Raw genomic sequence first — 18711 nt, forward strand, 5'->3', positions numbered from 1 at the left:
AATTTTTATAATCCGCTTCCATACTAACTAGTTTTTTTGAGAATCTTTTTTTAATTTAGCTTTCTCAATAGAATACAAATATGAAATTAAGAATTAATTCTTTAGTTCTGGGCTGTGCATTTTCCTGTACTTTTTTAGCAGCTCAGCAATCTCCTTTGGAAACCCCTGCAAAAAAATGGATCAATGAAAACTCCAGAAGTATTGGAATCCAGAATTTCAGCAACTTTACACTGAGCTCTGTAAGGAAGGGAAATACCGGTGAGACGCTTCGCTTTCAGCAAACGGTTAAAGATGTTCCCGTTTTCCAGTCGGAAATTGTTATCCACTTTAACAAAGAAGGCAAAATGAACTTTACGGCAACAGAAGGTGTGAAAAGAGGCCTTACTGAAGTTGATGTAGTTCCTGCTTTTTCTGCTTCCGAAGCTAGGAATAAAGCATATGTTGCTTCTAAAGCAGCTGGAGAAGTGACATATGAGGAAAATAAATTATTCATTTACATTACCGGAGATGGTAAAACAAAACTTGTCTATAGAGTTATTCTCAATTCCCACGATAACCCAGGAAGCTGGGAAACGATTGTTGATGCTAAGTCCGGAGCCGTAATCAGTGTTAAAGACATTGCCGTTCACCATCATAAAGAAGGAGATAAGCCTGCAAAACAGAAAATAAACAAAGAAGAAATCCCTGAAAATAAAACCACTTTTAAAGCATCAGGTGCAGGCTATGTTTTTGATGCCGATCCTTTATCCAGAATGGGTGTCACATATGGAGGACAGTATGTGGATAATAACAATGCAACCAATGCCAGCTTAGATAATGCCAGAAGTTTGGTGACTTTATCTGATATTGAGTTAGCTGGCGGACAATACAAATTAAAAAATGCTTACGTAGAAATAAGAGAATTAAGTAGCCCTGCTACCGGATTATTTACGCAGTCTACCAATCAGTTTTTGTTTAACAGGAGTGAGCTTGGTTTTGAAGCAGTGAATGCTTTTTGGCACATTGATAAAAGTTTAAGATACATCAATGAAACCTTAAATATCTTATGCCGACCTGCAACCAATGCCGGCGCCGTTGTGTATGACCCGCATGCGCTAGGCGGAGCCGATAATTCACAATATACAACTGCCGGAACCCTTGAATTTGGACAAGGATGTGTAGACGATGCAGAAGATGCAGACGTTATCCTTCACGAATTAGGCCACGGAATCCATCACTGGCTCTCCGGAGGTGTTTCAAATAATGATGGATTGAGTGAAGGTTGTGGAGATTATTGGGCACAGTCATACAGCAGAAGTTTAAACCAGTGGAGCTCTTCCGCACCGCAATATAACTGGGTATTCAATTGGGATGGTCATAATAGCTGCTGGGCAGGAAGGATAACCAATACAACTATGGTATATCCCGGATCAGGATCTTTTTATGATAAGGCGCAGATTTGGTCGGCAGCATTGATGAGAATTTATGATAAGATTGGTAAAGAAAAAACTGACAGAGCCTTTTTAGAAGGGTTAGCAATGACTACTTCCACTACCAATCAGCAAAATGCAGCAATCGCTGTGAGACAGGCCGCAATCGATATGATGGGCCAGTTCGGGTTCAGTTGTAGCGATGTCATGGCTATGACGCAGGAATTTACATCGGCGGGATATGTACTTCCGGAATACAGCTGTACACTGAGTACCAGAGACACAGGTAAAGAAAATACGGTGTCAGTATATCCAAATCCGGTTTCTGATCTTTTACATGTTTCATTACAGGGAAATAAAGAGGAAAAAGTCGAAATTTATAATATGGAAGGGAGAAAAGTGATGGAGGCCAAGGTAAATAGCAACAGTACAATTGATGTATCAAACCTTCAGACCGGAAACTATATGTTAATCATAAAAGATATCAGCCTGTCAACGAAATTTATCAAAAAATAAATAGAAAAATCTTTTTAAATCCGGTGTTTTGGCATCGGATTTTTTTGAATATCAATTTGTATAGGGATTACTTTACTTGCATTCAACTAAAATAGTATATTTGTAAAACTATAAAGAAACAAAAAAAGAATGCTTGTAATAGGAATTGCAGGGGGTACAGGCTCCGGCAAAACTACAGTTGTTGATAAAATACTTCAGCAGCTTGATATTGAAGGAATGAACATCCTTTCTCAGGATAATTATTATCACGATAACCCAAATCTTACACTGACGGAAAGAGAAGCGTTGAATTACGATCATCCCAAGTCCATAGATTTTGAATTGATGTTGAAACATGTAAAAGCTTTAAAAAATAATGAGTCTATAGAACAGCCCATTTACAGCTTTGTGACGCATTCCAGAACTGGGGATCATGTAACTGTAGAACCTAAGAATGTATTGGTAGTAGAAGGAATTTTGGTACTTACCAATAAAGAATTATTGAAAGAATTTGACTTGAAAGTATTCGTTCACGCAGATTCAGACGAAAGATTAATCAGGCGGATCAGGAGAGATACCCAGGAAAGGGGAAGAGACCTGAGTGAAGTATTGCACCGTTATCAGACAACTCTGAAGCCGATGCACCAGGAATTCATCGAACCATCTAAAAATGATGCCGATCTTATTATTCCCAATATGAAGCAGAATTCCGTAGCGATTGATTTTTTAACTACCGTTATTAAAAACTCGTTAAGAAAACATTAAAATGAAAGAAAATAACCTTATCAAAGACATACAGCCAAAATCTGAAACGCTGAAAAAAATTCAAAAAATCTTTTTGAATAAGTACACCATTACGATATGCCTTTTCCTGGTCTGGATGACCTTTTTTGATAAGACCTCATTTTTGGTAATTAATGAACTCAACGGCGAAATCAACCGATACGAAGATCAATTGACCTATTATAAAGCGGAATACGAAAAAAATGATACGTTTTATAAAAAACTGATGAATAATAAATCGGAAAAAGAAAAATACGCCAGAGAAAATTATTTTATGAAAAAACCAAATGAGGAAATTTTCATTTTAGTAGTAGATAGCACTAATATTCCGAAGAAAAAATAATTCATAGTGAATAAATGATTAATTCATTTGCGCAGTAACATTCACAAGTCACTCATTAACGCTCATAACTTTGAACTCAATGTTAAATACAGATATACTTCCGGATTGGGAAAAACTCGTAGAGAAACAGCTTAAATCAGAAGATATTTACACGATCCTTAAGAAAGAAAACTTAGAAGGCATCGATGTAAAACCTTTCTATAGCTCTGTTCAAAAACCATTGGCAAACCTGCCAAAAGTTGAAGAAAATACCCATTTGGTTGCCAGATATCATGAAAGTTTAGAAGATGATGTATTTGCATTTCTCTTAGATCAAAACGTAGAAAACCTTGAACAGAAAACAGTTTTCGTCAATAATAAAGATCTTGCAGGACATATCAGCCCGGCAGAAGAAGACCAGTATTTTTCGTTAATCGATGTTTTCGATGAAAAAGGTGGTGTTGATGATCAGCTGGCCAAAGAATTATTAGCAAAAAATTTCAAAAGAAATATCTGTGTAGACATTTCTCTTCATCAGAATGCAGGTGCTGCCATCTACCAGCAGTTGGCTATTGCATTAGCCAAAGCTAAAGAATTGATAGAAGTTTATGGCCCTGAAATCTTACATAAACTGATTTTCAGAGTGGCTGTAGGAGGAAATTATTTCTTTGAAATGGCCAAACTCAGAGCCTTTAAGATTATTTTCAATCAATTTTCAAAAGAATATAACCAAAACGAAATCCCTTATATTTTTGCTGAGACTTCGTTGAGAAATAAAGCGGTTGCTGACAGCGAAAATAACCTTATCCGTTCCACACTGGAACTTGCCGCGGCAATGATTGGTGGAGCTGATGCAGTTTTCAGTACCAATTACCGTGTAGGAAAAAGTACGGAGAACTCAGAAGAGATCTCGTTTAAGCAGCAGATCGTTCTGGCCTATGAAAGTATTATCAATGTCTTCGAAGATGCTTCCAACGGAAGTTATTACGTAGAAGATATTACGAAACAGATCGCTGAGAAATCCTGGGCTTTATTTGTAGAGATTGAGGAAGCAGGAGGGTATCTTGAGCTTTTACAGCAAGGTGTGATCCAGAAAAAGATCTTTGATCACGCTGTAGAAGAACAAAAATGGGTAGAAGAGGGCAAAATAAAGCTGATCGGAGTTAATTTGTATCCAAAATTAGACGCTAAAAAGTCTGTTGCAGAACTATATAACGAAAAAGAAATCAAAGCTGTTCGTTGGGCAGAAATGTTTGAATAAATGACAATGAAAAAAGGCTTATTTTTTCTTTTCATACTAATATCCTCGAGCAATGAATGAAAAACTGATTGACTTGTTTGAATATACCCATCATTTCAATAAGCAAATGATTCAATATATTTCAGAAAATGTATCTACAGTTGATGATAAAACGATCAATTTAATTAATCATACGTTAAATGCTCAACAAATCTGGAATTCCCGCATTCTGGGTGAAAAGACTTTTGAAGTATGGCAGATCAATCCTTTTGAAAATTTGGAGGAAATTAATGATAGAAACCATGTAAAAACCATCGGAATTCTGAATAATTATGATCTGGACAAAAGAATAGAATATCAGAATTCCAAAGGCACAAAGTTTGAAAACAGCATTTTTGAAATGTTGTTTCATGCAGTCAACCACTCAACCTACCATAGAGGACAAATCAATTCTTTACTGAAACAAAGTGGACTTACCCCTATATTGACAGACTATATTTTTTATAAAAGATAAGTATCTGTGCAAATCCGCGAAATCTGTGGTCAATAAAATAGATAAGATTTTTAATCACAGATAACACGAATTTTCACAGATGATTATGCACAAACGATGAAAAAAAAATGGACTTACTGCTATACCGGTAGATTATTTTTATAAAATAAACATCTGTGTTAATCTGCGAAAATCTGTGGTCAAATAAAAAAATATGTGACCACAGATTACACGAATTTTCACAAATGATCATGCACACATATAAATTTGTGTAAATCTCAAACAAAAAGGGACTTACCGCTATACTGGTAAATTATTTTTATAAAATAAGCATCTGTGTTAATCTGCGAAAATCTGTGGTCAAATAAAAAAATATGTGACCACAGATTACACAAATTTTCACAGATTATTGTGCACAAATATAAATTTTGTGTAATTTTCATAAACACAAAAAACACATTCATGATGAAAGAAAATGAGATAAGCTTTTATGTCAGAAAATCCATATTTTCAGTATATAATGAACTTGGACCCGGTCTGTTAGAAAAGGTGTATGAAAATGTTTTAGCTTATGAGCTTCAAAATAATGGACTACAGGTTAAAACTCAAGTTCCAATGAAAATAAAATATAGAGATACTTTTATAGATTCTAGTTTTATCGCTGATATTATTGTTGAAAATAAAGTTATTATTGAAGTAAAAGCGATAGTAGAAATTCAGAATATACATCACCAGCAATTGTTGACTTATTTAAAATTAACAGATTTAAAACTGGGTCTTTTAGTAAATTTTAATACAGACTATATCGATAAAAGTATATTCAGAAAAATAAATGGGATTTTAGATTAATTAAAGCTTCACGATAAAAATAAATGCAATCATTTTTGAGATCTGTGGGAAAAAAACTATTGAATAAAGAAGTACAAAACTATATCAATGCTAATCTGCATTCAGACCTGCATGCATTATTATTGAAAAAATCGCCATTTCCTGACATTTCCATACAGGAAATCGTTCAACAAATCAAAGGAAAGCAAACGGCACAGAAAAAATTCCCGTTTTTACTAAAAGAAGGAATAATTTTTCCGCCACAGCTTAATCTGGAACAGGCTTCCTCTGAGAAAACTGCTCTCTATAAATCAAATATTCTGAAAGGAAAAACTTTTATAGATCTTACCAGCGGATTTGGGATTGATGCTTACTATCTTTCTCGAAATTTTGAAGAAATCACTTTGATAGAGCAAAATTCAGAGCTTTTAGAGATTGTCGCACACAATTGGGGCGTTTTAGAAAAAAAAGCAAGATTTATCAACCAAAAATTGGAAGACTTTCTTGCTGAAAACCACAATACATTTGACGTTATTTATCTGGATCCTGCAAGAAGAGACCAAAACAAAAATAAAGTTTTTCTGCTGGAAGACCTGTCGCCCAATATTATAGAAATTCAGGATAAACTTATTTCTATTTCAAATGAAGTGGTGATCAAATTATCGCCTTTAATTGATCTGAAATACTTGGTTTCTGTTTTGCCGAATATTTTCAGAATAGAAATTATTGCATTAAAAAATGATGTAAAAGAGGTCGTTGTTTTTCTTTCCGGAAAAAATTCAGGACAGATTATCTGTAAATGTGTGAACCTGGAAAGTGAAGAGTTTGAGCTTGAATATCAATTTGGAGACGAAGAAAATGCCCAATCTGAATACTCAGATCCCGAAAAGTTCATTTATATTCCCAATAATTCAATTTTAAAAGCGGGAATTTTCAATTTAATTTCAAAAAAATTCGGACTTAAAAAGCTGCATTCAAATACCCATATTTACACTTCAAATGATAAGATACCCAACTTCCCGGGAAGAGTAATAGAGATGGAAGTGATTGATGGTAAGCAGGTTAAAAAGAAAGAACAGTTTAATATCATCTCAAAAAACTATCCTTTAAAATCTGAGGAAATCAAAAAGAAATATGGATTAAAAGACGGTGGAGAAAGCTACCTTATTTTTACACAATCCAAAAAAGGTAAAATTATTTTAAAATCAGTATAAAAATGTTGCCATAAAATGTAGGATTTCTTAATTTTGGGCAATCTAAAATTTAAGCATGAGAAAATTAATTATATGTTTAGCGGTGGCAACTGTAGCTGTAAGCTGTAAAAAAATACAAGCTGGAGGAAATAAGAATACCCTGAAACTGGAAGAAGGAATAGAGAGATATTCTGATGATCATCAGGGAGGTGAGGTTCATGAAGCAGCAGCTGGTCATGCTGAAAAGAAAGCTCAGGTTTCTATTGATTTGAATGGTACAGCTTTAAAAGGTTTTGCTAACGGGATGGAAGAAAGTATCATTACTTACCTGAAGTCTGGACAATATGCAACTGCAACTGAAGATGGACTGAAAAATACCTGGTATAATTTCGACAATGTGAATTTTAAAACAGGATCTGCTAATCAACTAGAAGCTGGTTCTCATGAGCAGTTGGATAACTTAGCTAAAATCTTAAAAGCGTATCCGGATGCAAAAATTAAAATTGGTGGATATACTGATAAAACAGGTGATGAAGCTAAAAACTTAAAATTATCTCAGGATAGAGCTAACTTTATCAAAGCTGAACTTTCTAAAGCAGGTGTTACCGGACAGATTGTTTCTGCTGAAGGATACGGAAGCCAGTTTGCACATGTAGATGCAAAAGCTTCTGATGCTGAAAGAGCTGCAGACAGAAAAATGTCTGTAAGATTTACAAAATAATAATCTGCAATAAAGAAAATATGAATGTCTTGCCTATGCAAGGCATTTTTTTTATTTTTAACAAAACAAATTTTTACAATGCAAGAGACATTAAATTACATTAACGAAAACAAACAGCGTTTCGTGGATGAATTATTTGAGTTATTGAGAATCCCTTCTATTTCTGCAGATCCTGCCTATAAAGATGACGTATTGAAGTGTGCGGATGTATGTGCAGCATATCTTAAGGATGCAGGAGCGGATAATGTGGAAGTATGCAAAACCAGCGGATATCCTATTGTTTTTGGAGAAAAACTTATAGATAAAAATCTGCCAACAGTATTGGTGTACGGACATTATGATGTTCAGCCGGCAGATCCATTAGAGCTTTGGACAAGACCACCTTTTGAACCGTATATTGAGAAAACCGAACTTCATCCTGACGGAGCCATCTTTGCAAGGGGTTCAGCAGATGATAAAGGACAGTTTTTTATGCATTTAAAGGCGTTTGAAGCCATGATGAAAACCAATACACTTCCTTGTAATGTTAAATTTATTTTAGAAGGGGAAGAAGAAGTAGGATCTGTAAGCCTGGGAGACTTTGTTAATGAAAATAAAGAAAAACTCTCTTGCGACTGTATTCTGATTTCTGATACTCATATTTACAGCAACGAACAACCTACTGTGACAACAGGTTTAAGAGGGTTGAGTTATGTAGAAGTAGAAGTGGAGGGACCAAACAGAGACCTGCATTCAGGATTATATGGTGGTGCGGTACCTAATCCTATCCACGTTCTTTCAAGAATGATTGCTCAATTGATTGATGAAGACGGGCGTATTACAATCGACGGTTTCTATGACAATGTAGAGGCAGTTTCTGATGAAGAAAGAGCAGAAATGAACAAACTGAAAGACAATCCTGAAGAATTTAAAAAATCAATCGGGCTGAAAGGAGTGGAAGGTGAAAAAGGATATACAACCTTAGAGAGAACTTCCATCCGTCCTACTTTAGACTGTAACGGAATTTGGGGAGGGTATACAGGAGAAGGAGCAAAAACCGTAATTCCTTCCAAAGCTTCTGCTAAAATTTCAATGCGTCTGGTTCCTTATCAGACTCCTGAAGAAATTACAGAAAAATTCACTAAACATTTCGAAAAAATAGCTCCGGGTAATGTAAAAGTAAAAATTACACCACACCATGGAGGTATGCCTTATGTTTTACCAACGGATACAAAAGAATTCCGTGCTGCTAAAAATGCCATGGAAACAGCATTTGGTAAAGAAGTTCTTCCTTACAGAGGCGGAGGGAGTATTCCTATTACGGCTATGTTTGAGCAGGTTCTAGGTGCTAAATCAGTCTTGATGGGCTTTGGTCTTGATTCTGATGCGATCCACTCTCCAAACGAGCATTACGGGTTGTTTAATTTCTATAAAGGAATTGAAAGTATCCCGCTGTTTTTTGATAATTACACAAAATAGTAATTTAGTTTACATAATATTTAATCCTTAAGATTTTTTCTTGAGGATTTTTTTGTTTAAAGGGGTGTATTTTAAATAATTATATTTATATTTATTTTCACAAAAATAAATATACTATGAAAAAAATTCTATTTTCGTTTTTCCTAGGATTAGGATTAACTTTAAACGCTCAGTACACCTACACAGGAAACTTTGAAAGTCCTGGTTACTCTACTACAATTTATAAACAATTTGGTGGTGGTACTCAAGCCACAGCTGCTGCTTGCGCCGGAACTTACGGAGGCCAGCTTGCAATTAGTGCTACTTACCCTTCGACGGGATATATGATTGATGTAAGTACAATAAGCCAGACGGGAAATGGTCAGAAAGTAGATGTATCTGTAAATTATAAAAAAGGAGCTACAGTTACCGGTACTTTGAATTTGGCATATTTTGAATATGATTCAGTAACTGCATTATGGAATATTAATACATTTGGTACTCCTGTTACTTTAGCTTCTACTGCAATTACTACTTGTACTCCATTAACTGGAACGATCCCTGCAGGAGCACTTCAGCCTAATAAAATTTATGGTATAGGAGTCTGGTTTGTAAGAAGTGGTAGTGGTTCAGGAAATATTTTCGTTGATGATATTGTATTGAACCAGGAGGCCGTAGCTACAGCTCCTTCTTGTGCAACCATTTCAAATCCTGTTAATGGATCTACAATATCCGCAGGAAACTTAGCATTATCCTGGTCAAGTGTGCTTACTGCTGTAAACTATAAAGTGAAAGTTGGAACAACTTCAGGCGGTTCAGATATACTGAATTCTACTGTTGCTGGAACAATTGCAAATATTACTTTAGCTCCAAATACGAATTACTATGCTAAGGTTACCCCTTCAAATTTAATTGGTGATGCTGTTGGATGTACAGAAATAAGCTTTACAACAAATAGTACATTAGCATACTGTGGCCCTATAACTGCTACTTCTACGGTGTATCCTATTTCTTCTGTTGCGTTAAATGGAGTTACTAAAACTTCTTCAGGAGCAACAGGTTCTCCTGCCTATGAAGATAATACTACTACCATCATGAATGTCATCGCAGGTAATACATATCCAATTACAATTGCAGGTACAGGGCTTACGCCAAACAGATTTGGGGCAACGGTATTTATTGACTGGAATAGTGATGGAGATTTTAATGATAGTGGAGAATCGTATTTTACGACATCAGGTAATTATATCGGAGGAACTCTTACAGCAAATTCTTTGACAGGAAATATTGCTGTACCTGCTGGAGTTACAAGTGGTAACAAGAGAATGAGGATAAAATATAATTTTAATTCGTCAACTACATCATTGGTATCAGCTTTATCTGATCCTTGTGCAAGTGTAGGTAACGGTCAGGCTGAAGACTATACAGTATCGGTAGGAACTACTTTAGCGGTAAATGATATTAAAACTAAAAATACAGAAAATATATTCTATCCTAATCCTGCAAAAGATTTTGTTGTAATTAAAACTGAAGAAAAAATTAATAAAGTTGAGATCTTCGACAATAGTGGAAAAAGAATTGAAGTAAATTTTGCAGATAATAAAATTGATGTAAGAAATTTACCTACAGGTAGTTATATTATTAACGCTGAAACTGGAAAAGGAAAAATAAGTGGAAAAATTATAAAAGAATAAGTATACAGGCATTTACATTAATATAGAAACGCTCCATTTGGAGCGTTTTTTTTATTTCAGTTGTTATTTGGTGTTGTTTAATGTTGTTTAATGTTGTTTAATTGTTGTTAATAATGTCTTATTGATTAAAATGATTTACTTAATCTAAATAATTATTCAATTATTGATGATGTATTTTTTGTTTCATTGAAAATGTATACATTTAGCTGGAACTAATACACTATTTACATGAAAAAAATTTACTTAATGGCATTGTCATTATTCTCGGCATTAGCAATGTCTCAGCAGACAATTTCCTTTGAAGCTCAGGAGGGTTTTACAACAGCAGATATTCATGGACAGGGGACATGGATCAGTACGCCGACAGGCGGAATGCCGCCTAATGTTACCCACCAGATTATCAATACAGAAAAGGCTTCTACAGGCAGCTATTCTCTTAAAATCGTAAAAGAACCGGTCTATGGAACTCAGTCAATTCCTATTATTGGAGGGTTTAATAACCTTACAACACCGCTTACTTATACTAATTTTATAGTGTCATTTGATATCAATATGTCTCAGCTTAATGGGTCTGTTTTTGGATTTCAAGGGGTTAACAGTACCCAGGAACAGTTTGTGATAAGAGTAGATTTCGATAATTCAGGAGGAGTTAAAATATTAAATACAGTGGCTGGTAATGTAATGCTTGATTCTACGACAAGCAATTGGGTGCCTAATTCGTGGTACAGATTTAAAGTAGTTGGTTCCGCTGCAAATATTAAGTATTTTGTTAATGATACATTGATTTATACAGGAGCTGCGGTAAATGAACTGAATATTGATCAAGTGCGTTTTGTTCATAATAACAATATTGGAACCGCCTATATTGATAATATAAAAATTGATAATGAGACCTTGTTGTCTACGAAAAGTACTTCTGTAAATGGAAGTATATTAGTTATTTACCCAAATCCTTCTACTGATTTTATAAAAATTAATTCTAGCAATACAATACGAAATGTTGAAGTTTTTGATCTTGCCGGAAAAAGGATTAATCTGAAGGTAAATAATAATATGCTGAATATTAGAGATTTATCTTCTGGACTATATCTGGTTAATATAGAAACAGAGGGTCGGAATTTTACTAAAAAATTTATTAAAAAATAAAGAATAAAATGAATATTATTTTAAATTGTGATTGAAAACATATTTTATTAAATTGATATTTTATTTTCTATTTATTCTGGTAAATGTTGATTTTTTTTACTGATTAATAGTTTAAATTTGAATTAATTTGTTTATTTTAACCAAACCAAACAATAATATCATGAAGAAAATTTTACTATTAGGTTCGTTAATGGGCCTTTCTTTTTTAAGTGCACAAAACACTTACAGTTACGGATTTGATACTGCTTTCGCAGCAGATTGGACACTTACCAATCAAAGTAGTCCTCTTACAGCCACTTTATGGAGCAAAGCTACCTACACTACACCATTAGCAAATCCCCTGTTTGGAAGTGGAAACACAACTACTATTCCGGTAGGACAGGCAGGTGGCGCTAATTCTTTTGCATTGGTAAACTATACCAGTACATCAGGCGCCGGAAGCATCAGTAACTGGCTTATTACCCCTGCTATCAGTGTGAAAGATGGGGATATAGTGAGTTTTTTTACCAGAAAGGGAACAGATGGAGTGGATGATTATCCAGACAGACTGGAATTGCGTTACAGTACAGCTGCAACAACAGTAAATCCAACCGGAGCCACCGGGGTAGGATCTTTTACCAATCTTGGAGTTACAGTTAATGCTGCTTTGGCTGCTGGTTTTGTATACCCAAAAACGTGGACAAAGTACAGTTTTACAGTTGCTGGGGTAGGTACTACACCCGTGTCGGTTAAATTTGGATTTAGATATTATGTAACGAACGGCGGGCCAAGCGGAGCCAATTCAGATTTAATTGGAATCGATACTTTTTCAATTGACAGACCAACACTTGCTGTGAACGACAGCGAAGTAAGTAAGAAAGCCATTTCGGTGTATCCAAACCCTACTACAGATTTCGTTGCAATTAATGGATCTGGTAAGGTTAAAAACATTGAAATTTTTGATATCGCCGGAAAAAGAGTTGAGGCAAAATTAGATGGAAATAAAGTAGATGTAAGAAATCTGGCTTCCGGAGTATACATAATCAATGTAGAAATTGAAGGAAAGAATTTCACCGAAAAATTCATCAAAAAATAATAACTGATAAATCTTAGCATCAGTAAAACGCTCCAATTGGAGCGTTTTTGTTATTTTAGAGAATTAAAATGAATACATGTCTGAAAATAAAGTAGCATATATAACGGGAGGAACCAAAGGAATTGGTTTTGGTATTGCAAAAATTTTGCTTGAAAACGGTATTTCAGTGGCGTTTTCGGGAAGAAAAAAAGAAGATGTCCTAAAAGCTGAAGAAGAACTTAAACAATATTCGGAAATGGTGGTAGGAATCGTTTCTGACGTTAAAAATCTGGGAAGCGAAGAAAAAGCAGTACAACAAACCCTTGAAAAATTCGGAAGACTGGATTTTGTTATTGCCAATGCAGGATTGGGGATTTTTAAACCGGTAGATGAATTGTCTGCAGAAGAATGGAATGAGATGATCGAAACCAATTTAACCGGAGCTTTCTATACTTTAAAAGCCTCTGTAGAAGCATTAAAGAAAACAGAAGGTTACTATATCACTATCTCAAGTCTGGCAGGTGCCAACTTCTTTGAGAACGGAACAGGTTATAACGCTTCAAAATTTGGAGTTGTAGGATTTACCCAGGCGGCAATGATTGATTTAAGGAAATATAATATCAAATCTACAGTGATAATGCCTGGATCTGTAGCCACTCATTTTAATGGAAATACTCCTTCAGAAAAAGACGATTGGAAGATCCAGCCCGAAGATATGGGGAATCTTATTTTAGATATTCTAAAAATGAATCCACGGGTTTTGCCAAGCAAAATTGAGTTTAGAGCAACAAAACCAGCCAAGTAAATACTTTTAATGTATTGAATAGTAAAATAATAAGTATTATGCATGCATAATATATTTTTTATTTATATTAGCAAAAATTAATTAGAACAAAATCCCTGCATAAACATCCTCGGTTTTTATGCTCAAAAGGGAGAAAATTAAAATAGTACACATGAAAATATTAGTTTGTATTAGTAGTGTTCCGGATACTACTTCCAAAATTAACTTTACAGCAGACAAATCTGCTTTTGACAAGAATGGAATCCAATGGGTAATCAATCCGTTAGATGAATTTGCATTAACAAAAGCAATTAAACTTCAGGAATCTCAGGGAGCTGTCGTAACAGTAATCAATGTTGGAGATGCCACTACGGAACCGGTAATCAGAAAAGCATTGGCCATTGGTGCCAACGATGGAGTAAGAGTAAACCTTGACCCAAAAGACAGCTATTCTACAGCAAAAGAAATTGCTGCAGTGGCTCAAAATGGCGGATATGATCTAATCCTTTGTGGTAAAGAATCTATCGATTATAACGGAGGTTCTGTTCCGGGAATGGTAGCTCAGTTATTAAACCAGCCTTTTGTGAACGCTTCTGTAGGATTAGACGTCAATGGAAGTGAAGCTACTGCAATCAGAGAAATCGAAGGGGGTAAAGAAACTATTTCTGTAAAGTTACCAGCTATTATCGCAGGACAAAAAGGATTAGTAGACGAGAAAGATTTAATTATTCCAAACATGAGAGGAATTATGTCTGCAAGAACAAAGCCTTTGCAGGTAGTAGAGCCTTCATCTTCTGAAGTAAAAGTTCAGGGAGTTTCTTATGACAGCGTTCCACCAAGAGCTGCCGTTAAGATTGTTTCTCCGGACAACCTGGATGAATTGGTAAGATTGCTTCACGAAGAGGCTAAAGTTATCTAAAAATAGAAAACTGAATGCTGGAAGCAGAAGCACAGACTTCTCAATCTGGATTCAATTTTTTAATATTTAAATTTTTTAATCTTTAAATGTAAAATAATGGCAGTATTCGTATACGCAGAAAATATAAACGGAGTTTACAAAAAAGCAGCTTTCGAAGCAGTTTCTTATGCTAAAGCAGTTGCAGATCAAGCAGGAGATACCGTTACGGCAATCTCTGTAAACCCTACCGATTCTTCAGATTTGTTGTACAAATATGGAGCATCAAATGTTATCAATATCAAAGACGAAGGTCTTAAAAGCTTTTCAGCAAAAGCATTCGCTCAGGCTGTAAGTGAAGTATTGGATGGAAATATCATTATTTTCCCACATACTACAGACGCTTCATCTGTCGCTCCAATGTTGGCTGTAATGAAGAATTATTCTTTAATTACCAACGTATTGGAAGCTCCGGAAAGCCTTTCTCCTTTCCAGGTAAAAAGAAGAGCATTCTCCGGAAAAGGCTTTATGCATGCAAAAGCTGAAGGAAATGGCGTAATTGTTACCGTTTCTCAAAATGCTTTTGGAGTAAAAGAAAATGCAGCTTCAGGTTCAGAAGAAGTAAAAAATTTATCTGTAGCCAATGAAGATACCAAAGTAATCTCTCACGAACAAAGCTCAGGAAAACTAGACCTTAAAGAAGCGGAAATTGTAGTTTCTGCAGGAAGAGGAATGAAAGGTCCTGAAAACTGGGGAATGATTGAAGAGCTGGCAAACGTTTTAGGCGCTGCTACTGCTTGTTCAAAACCAGTTTCAGACATCGGATGGAGACCTCATACAGAACACGTAGGGCAGACGGGTAAAGCAATTGCTCCCAATCTTTATATCGCAGTAGGTATTTCAGGAGCTATTCAGCATCTAGCTGGAGTAAACTCTTCTAAAACTATTGTAGTGATCAACAGTGATAAAGAAGCACCTTTCTTTAAATCTGCAGATTACGGTGTAGTAGGAGATGCATTCCAGATCATCCCTGCATTAACTGAAAAGATTAAAGCTTTAAAAGGATAAGAGTAGTGCAACTGTGAAAGTTGCTTCGCAGATCTGAAAAGTTGACCACGAAGTTATTTCACGATTCACAATTCCCATAAAAAAATAAAAGCTCGGTTTCCGGGCTTTTATTTTTGTCTAAAAGTAAAACCTACAATAAAAAATTAAGGTAATTATACGTTAGTTTACACTAACTTGTTAAAAATAAAAGAGGACTAATTAATTTTAGTCCTCTTTTTATTAAATTATTTTCTGTCAAAAAATCAAACTAATTCTTCAACATACTTGATAGTCTTTTTCCGTTCTTCTATCTTTTGTTCAAAAATATAATTTTCTTTAGTTTGAACAAAAAACCATCCGTCAGTATATAAAGTTGTCATTTTGGCTTTACATACTGGGCAAATTATATTATCAGCTTTTTTTTCTTCTGGAAAAAATAATTTGTCTTCAATTACAACATTTAATGTATTGCAATTATTACATAAAATTTCATTTTTCATTATTGTATTGTTTTAATTTAAAAAAAGTCTTCTTAGATCACTTATAGAACGATCAGGATAATTTATTGAACACCAACAATCTTCACATTTTCTAACCGCAAACTTTCCATTTAAAGGATGTTTGTCTGTAACGACATCTAAAATTCTACTCTTAGCATCATTAAACAAATGAATTTGTGCATTTCCCTCATTTATAGCCAATTTTGGATCATCTACAATAACTCTTCGTACATGATTGAACAAAATTGGAGATTTATTATTTCTTATTGTTATCATTTTTCTTTCTGGCTTAATCTTATCCCATAACTCTCTTAATTCTTCCATATTCTGAAAGTAACGATCTGTATAAGGAGTATTTTCATCCAACGAATAGGATTATCTTTTGTTATCCAGATTTCAAAACTTTCGTCCTTTACTAAATCTAAATCGAGTTCGAATAAAATTGGCCCATATCTATTTTCTCTATCAAAATAAGTATGCAAATCATTTGTATCTAAAAATACATCATTCCATACATCTACTATTTTATCTTTTGCATCAGTTTTTTGATAGGTTTGAAATAATCCTTTATCTTCAACAGCACCTCTTGAAAGTAAACCATCATTTTGAAGATATGTAATAGTTGTACCAACAGTATTAGCATGATAAAGAGCTAATATTTCTTTCTCAACAAAGAAATCATAAAGTTCTTGGTTATTTAGTTTCATTTAAATCATTTGTATTAAAACTATATTTAATAGTAAATATAACAAATAATCATTATTAAATATAAGGAAACTAAACCATTTTACCAAAAACTTTAATTTTAAAATTAAGATTCTTTATCTTTCTTTTTAGGTTTAAAGTTTAAAACCTTTTTCATATTCAAATCGAATTCCGTTAATTTAACTACATATTTACCGTCAATTAAAGGAATACTATTTATGTAAATTATTTCTCCACCATTAAACATAAAGTATTCATAATTTTTCTCTATATCTTCAACATAAAAATAATCTACACCATCTTTTGTAATGTATCTCACATTTTTTTCTTTAAGTACTTCACCTAATGACATAGTTCTCTATATTTAGTTCTGACATTTGAATTTGACAGCAAATATCGGAACTTTTCTTGGTCTGTGACCTTTCTCAGGTTAAATCTATACACAAATTCATCAACATATTTTTGAAGATGCTTTTTTGAAACATGATTGTATGTTCCCGAAACACTTTTTTTCAGTATATTCCAACTTCCTTCGATATTGTTTGTGTGTATATTATTATCCTGTAAACTTACATACTCTTTTTTTGAATGATCTATATTTTTATGATCATAGTGTTTATTTAAACCTTTATAAGCCCACCATTCATCGGTCATAAGTTTTGTATCTGCTTTTACGTATTGATATATAAAAGGTTGAATACTTTTTCTTTTAGTATCATTCACTACAAAAGCATTCATCTTGCTTGTTTTATAAATGATCTTTTCTTTGACTGTTTTATTTGGTATAACTTTGTGCGGTCTTTCAATTATTTCACTCTCTCCACGTTGGAGCATTCCCATTACAGGAACTTTATCTTTATAACTTCTACCTTGTGAGTGTGGAACCTTCTTGTCTTTGTGACGGTTCTTGTTCTTACCGCCAATAAAAGTTTCGTCACATTCTACAATACCTTCAAGCTCATTATTATTTTCGACACCAAAACAAGCTCTAATTCTTTGTAACATGAACCATGCTGTTGCCTGTCTTACTCCAATATCTTTTCCTAACTGTATCGAACTAATTCCCTTCTTATGAGAGGTAACAAGCCAAATAGCCATAAACCATTTACGAAGACTAACTTTAGAATTCTCAAACATTGTTCCTGTCTTAACATTAAAATACTTGCCTGTATTTTTACAACGATACTGGTTATTCTTACATTTATATACTTTTGAAGTTTCATCAAAAGGACTTACAGGAAGTTTGTTCCATTTCAACATCTCCAAATAATCAATACAATCCTGTTCTGTTGAAAAGGTTTGAGTTAATTCAAATACTGATTTTATATTGGTGTTAAACATAATCTATTCAGTTGTATTTTTTACAATAATATTAGATACATCATAAAGCCAATTAATCTCACCATTAGAAATTCTTCGTAAATTCATATTAACAGTTTCATTAAAAGCATTTAATATCTTAGATTTTCTAGAATCTGATATATTCATGGATTTTATTTGATAAACAATATCGTCTATTACAATTTGAGCTTTTCTTCGATTATCATTATATCTATTCTGTAAAGCTGTTGCAGCATTACCTAAATTAGAAATGTCTAATTGTTCAGGATCTTTATACTGATAAGGCTGCCTTGACTGTTGGGGGCTTTTTAAACTATAATACTCCCATCGTCCAGAGTAACTGTTGTATTTTTCATAACCTATAAGGCTTGATGAAGAATCAAAATAATCATATCTGTTAGAATATGAATTATACTTCTTTGTTACTGTTTGAGAAAAACAAAAAGTTCCAATCAACATACATAGTGAAAAGATAATTTTTTTCATTGGTGAATTTGCTAATCCACTCAAAACCCAAAGTAGAAATATTTTGTTGTTTAAAATAGAAAGTGTGGGTTTTGTAGACTACTCAATCCTGTTCTGAGGTTCTGACAAAACCTGCCCCAATGATTAAATAGCAACATA

Annotated in this window: 21 protein-coding genes; 15 read left to right on the forward strand and 6 right to left on the reverse strand. The window is 34.0% G+C overall.

The genetic code is table 11. The features are described from left to right. Positions 1 to 80 precede the first annotated feature (80 nt). From SB679_RS00590 to SB679_RS00660, 15 genes are all read left to right on the forward strand, one after another. Positions 81 to 1925 (forward strand): T9SS type A sorting domain-containing protein, encoded by a 1845-nt coding sequence (locus tag SB679_RS00590; protein WP_410700302.1) that lies wholly within the window; start codon positions 81 to 83, stop codon positions 1923 to 1925. A 129-nt stretch (positions 1926 to 2054) separates the two neighbouring features. Continuing rightward, positions 2055 to 2669 carry a uridine kinase gene (gene udk / locus SB679_RS00595; RefSeq protein ID WP_410700303.1) on the forward strand — a complete coding sequence of 205 codons (615 nt, stop codon included), beginning with the start codon at positions 2055 to 2057 and terminating at the stop codon, positions 2667 to 2669. Position 2670: 1 nt separating this feature from the next. Then, the gene (locus SB679_RS00600; RefSeq protein WP_410700304.1) at positions 2671 to 3030 is read left to right on the forward strand and encodes an FtsB family cell division protein; all 360 of its coding nucleotides are present in this window, start codon (positions 2671 to 2673) and stop codon (positions 3028 to 3030) included. Between the two features lie 79 nt (positions 3031 to 3109). Next, on the forward strand, positions 3110 to 4270 hold the full coding sequence (locus tag SB679_RS00605; RefSeq protein ID WP_410700305.1) for a methylmalonyl-CoA mutase family protein: 1161 nt from the start codon (positions 3110 to 3112) through the stop codon (positions 4268 to 4270). Between the two features lie 52 nt (positions 4271 to 4322). Next, the gene (locus SB679_RS00610; RefSeq protein WP_410700306.1) at positions 4323 to 4763 is read left to right on the forward strand and encodes a DinB family protein; all 441 of its coding nucleotides are present in this window, start codon (positions 4323 to 4325) and stop codon (positions 4761 to 4763) included. Positions 4764 to 5204: 441 nt separating this feature from the next. Then, positions 5205 to 5591 carry a GxxExxY protein gene (locus SB679_RS00615; RefSeq protein WP_410700307.1) on the forward strand — a complete coding sequence of 129 codons (387 nt, stop codon included), beginning with the start codon at positions 5205 to 5207 and terminating at the stop codon, positions 5589 to 5591. A 23-nt stretch (positions 5592 to 5614) separates the two neighbouring features. Beyond that, positions 5615 to 6784: a class I SAM-dependent methyltransferase gene (locus SB679_RS00620; protein ID WP_410700308.1), complete on the forward strand. Its 1170-nt coding sequence runs from the start codon at positions 5615 to 5617 to the stop codon at positions 6782 to 6784. A gap of 55 nt (positions 6785 to 6839) precedes the next feature. Beyond that, positions 6840 to 7484 carry an OmpA family protein gene (locus SB679_RS00625; protein WP_410700309.1) on the forward strand — a complete coding sequence of 215 codons (645 nt, stop codon included), beginning with the start codon at positions 6840 to 6842 and terminating at the stop codon, positions 7482 to 7484. 78 nt (positions 7485 to 7562) lie between these two features. Continuing rightward, positions 7563 to 8942 (forward strand): dipeptidase, encoded by a 1380-nt coding sequence (locus tag SB679_RS00630; RefSeq protein ID WP_410700310.1) that lies wholly within the window; start codon positions 7563 to 7565, stop codon positions 8940 to 8942. Between the two features lie 116 nt (positions 8943 to 9058). Further along, positions 9059 to 10615 carry a GEVED domain-containing protein gene (locus SB679_RS00635; protein ID WP_410700311.1) on the forward strand — a complete coding sequence of 519 codons (1557 nt, stop codon included), beginning with the start codon at positions 9059 to 9061 and terminating at the stop codon, positions 10613 to 10615. A gap of 228 nt (positions 10616 to 10843) precedes the next feature. Next, on the forward strand, positions 10844 to 11761 hold the full coding sequence (locus SB679_RS00640; protein WP_410700312.1) for a T9SS type A sorting domain-containing protein: 918 nt from the start codon (positions 10844 to 10846) through the stop codon (positions 11759 to 11761). A gap of 160 nt (positions 11762 to 11921) precedes the next feature. Then, entirely contained in the window at positions 11922 to 12836 is a 915-nt protein-coding gene (locus SB679_RS00645; RefSeq protein WP_410700313.1) for a choice-of-anchor J domain-containing protein, read from the forward strand. Positions 12837 to 12912: 76 nt separating this feature from the next. Beyond that, positions 12913 to 13620 (forward strand): SDR family oxidoreductase, encoded by a 708-nt coding sequence (locus SB679_RS00650; RefSeq protein ID WP_410700314.1) that lies wholly within the window; start codon positions 12913 to 12915, stop codon positions 13618 to 13620. Positions 13621 to 13771: 151 nt separating this feature from the next. Beyond that, positions 13772 to 14518 carry an electron transfer flavoprotein subunit beta/FixA family protein gene (locus SB679_RS00655; protein ID WP_410700315.1) on the forward strand — a complete coding sequence of 249 codons (747 nt, stop codon included), beginning with the start codon at positions 13772 to 13774 and terminating at the stop codon, positions 14516 to 14518. Positions 14519 to 14614: 96 nt separating this feature from the next. After that, positions 14615 to 15562, forward strand: coding sequence for an electron transfer flavoprotein subunit alpha/FixB family protein (locus tag SB679_RS00660; RefSeq protein ID WP_410700316.1), 948 nt, complete (start codon positions 14615 to 14617; stop codon positions 15560 to 15562). A gap of 242 nt (positions 15563 to 15804) precedes the next feature. Here SB679_RS00660 and SB679_RS00665 read toward each other — a convergent pair whose 3' ends face one another. The 6 genes from SB679_RS00665 to SB679_RS00690 all read right to left on the reverse strand — a co-directional run bounded on the left by SB679_RS00665 (position 15805) and on the right by SB679_RS00690 (position 18573). After that, positions 15805 to 16041, reverse strand: a complete 237-nt coding sequence (locus SB679_RS00665; RefSeq protein WP_410700317.1) for a hypothetical protein — start codon at positions 16039 to 16041, stop codon at positions 15805 to 15807. 12 nt (positions 16042 to 16053) lie between these two features. After that, positions 16054 to 16365, reverse strand: a complete 312-nt coding sequence (locus tag SB679_RS00670) for a hypothetical protein (RefSeq protein ID WP_410700318.1) — start codon at positions 16363 to 16365, stop codon at positions 16054 to 16056. Continuing rightward, positions 16353 to 16748, reverse strand: a complete 396-nt coding sequence (locus SB679_RS00675; RefSeq protein WP_410700319.1) for a hypothetical protein — start codon at positions 16746 to 16748, stop codon at positions 16353 to 16355. Before SB679_RS00675 ends, SB679_RS00670 begins: the two co-directional genes overlap by 13 nt. Before the next feature lie 104 nt (positions 16749 to 16852). Next, positions 16853 to 17098 (reverse strand): hypothetical protein, encoded by a 246-nt coding sequence (locus tag SB679_RS00680; RefSeq protein WP_410700320.1) that lies wholly within the window; start codon positions 17096 to 17098, stop codon positions 16853 to 16855. Beyond that, positions 17089 to 18087, reverse strand: coding sequence for an IS1595 family transposase (locus tag SB679_RS00685; RefSeq protein WP_410700321.1), 999 nt, complete (start codon positions 18085 to 18087; stop codon positions 17089 to 17091). Before SB679_RS00685 ends, SB679_RS00680 begins: the two co-directional genes overlap by 10 nt. Positions 18088 to 18090: 3 nt before the next feature. Continuing rightward, positions 18091 to 18573, reverse strand: coding sequence for a hypothetical protein (locus SB679_RS00690; RefSeq protein WP_410700322.1), 483 nt, complete (start codon positions 18571 to 18573; stop codon positions 18091 to 18093). Positions 18574 to 18711: the final 138 nt, after the last annotated feature.

Origin of the sequence: Chryseobacterium sp. SIMBA_029 (assembly GCF_046535275.1) — a bacterium.
In the GTDB taxonomy this organism is placed as follows: Bacteria; Bacteroidota; Bacteroidia; order Flavobacteriales; family Weeksellaceae; genus Chryseobacterium.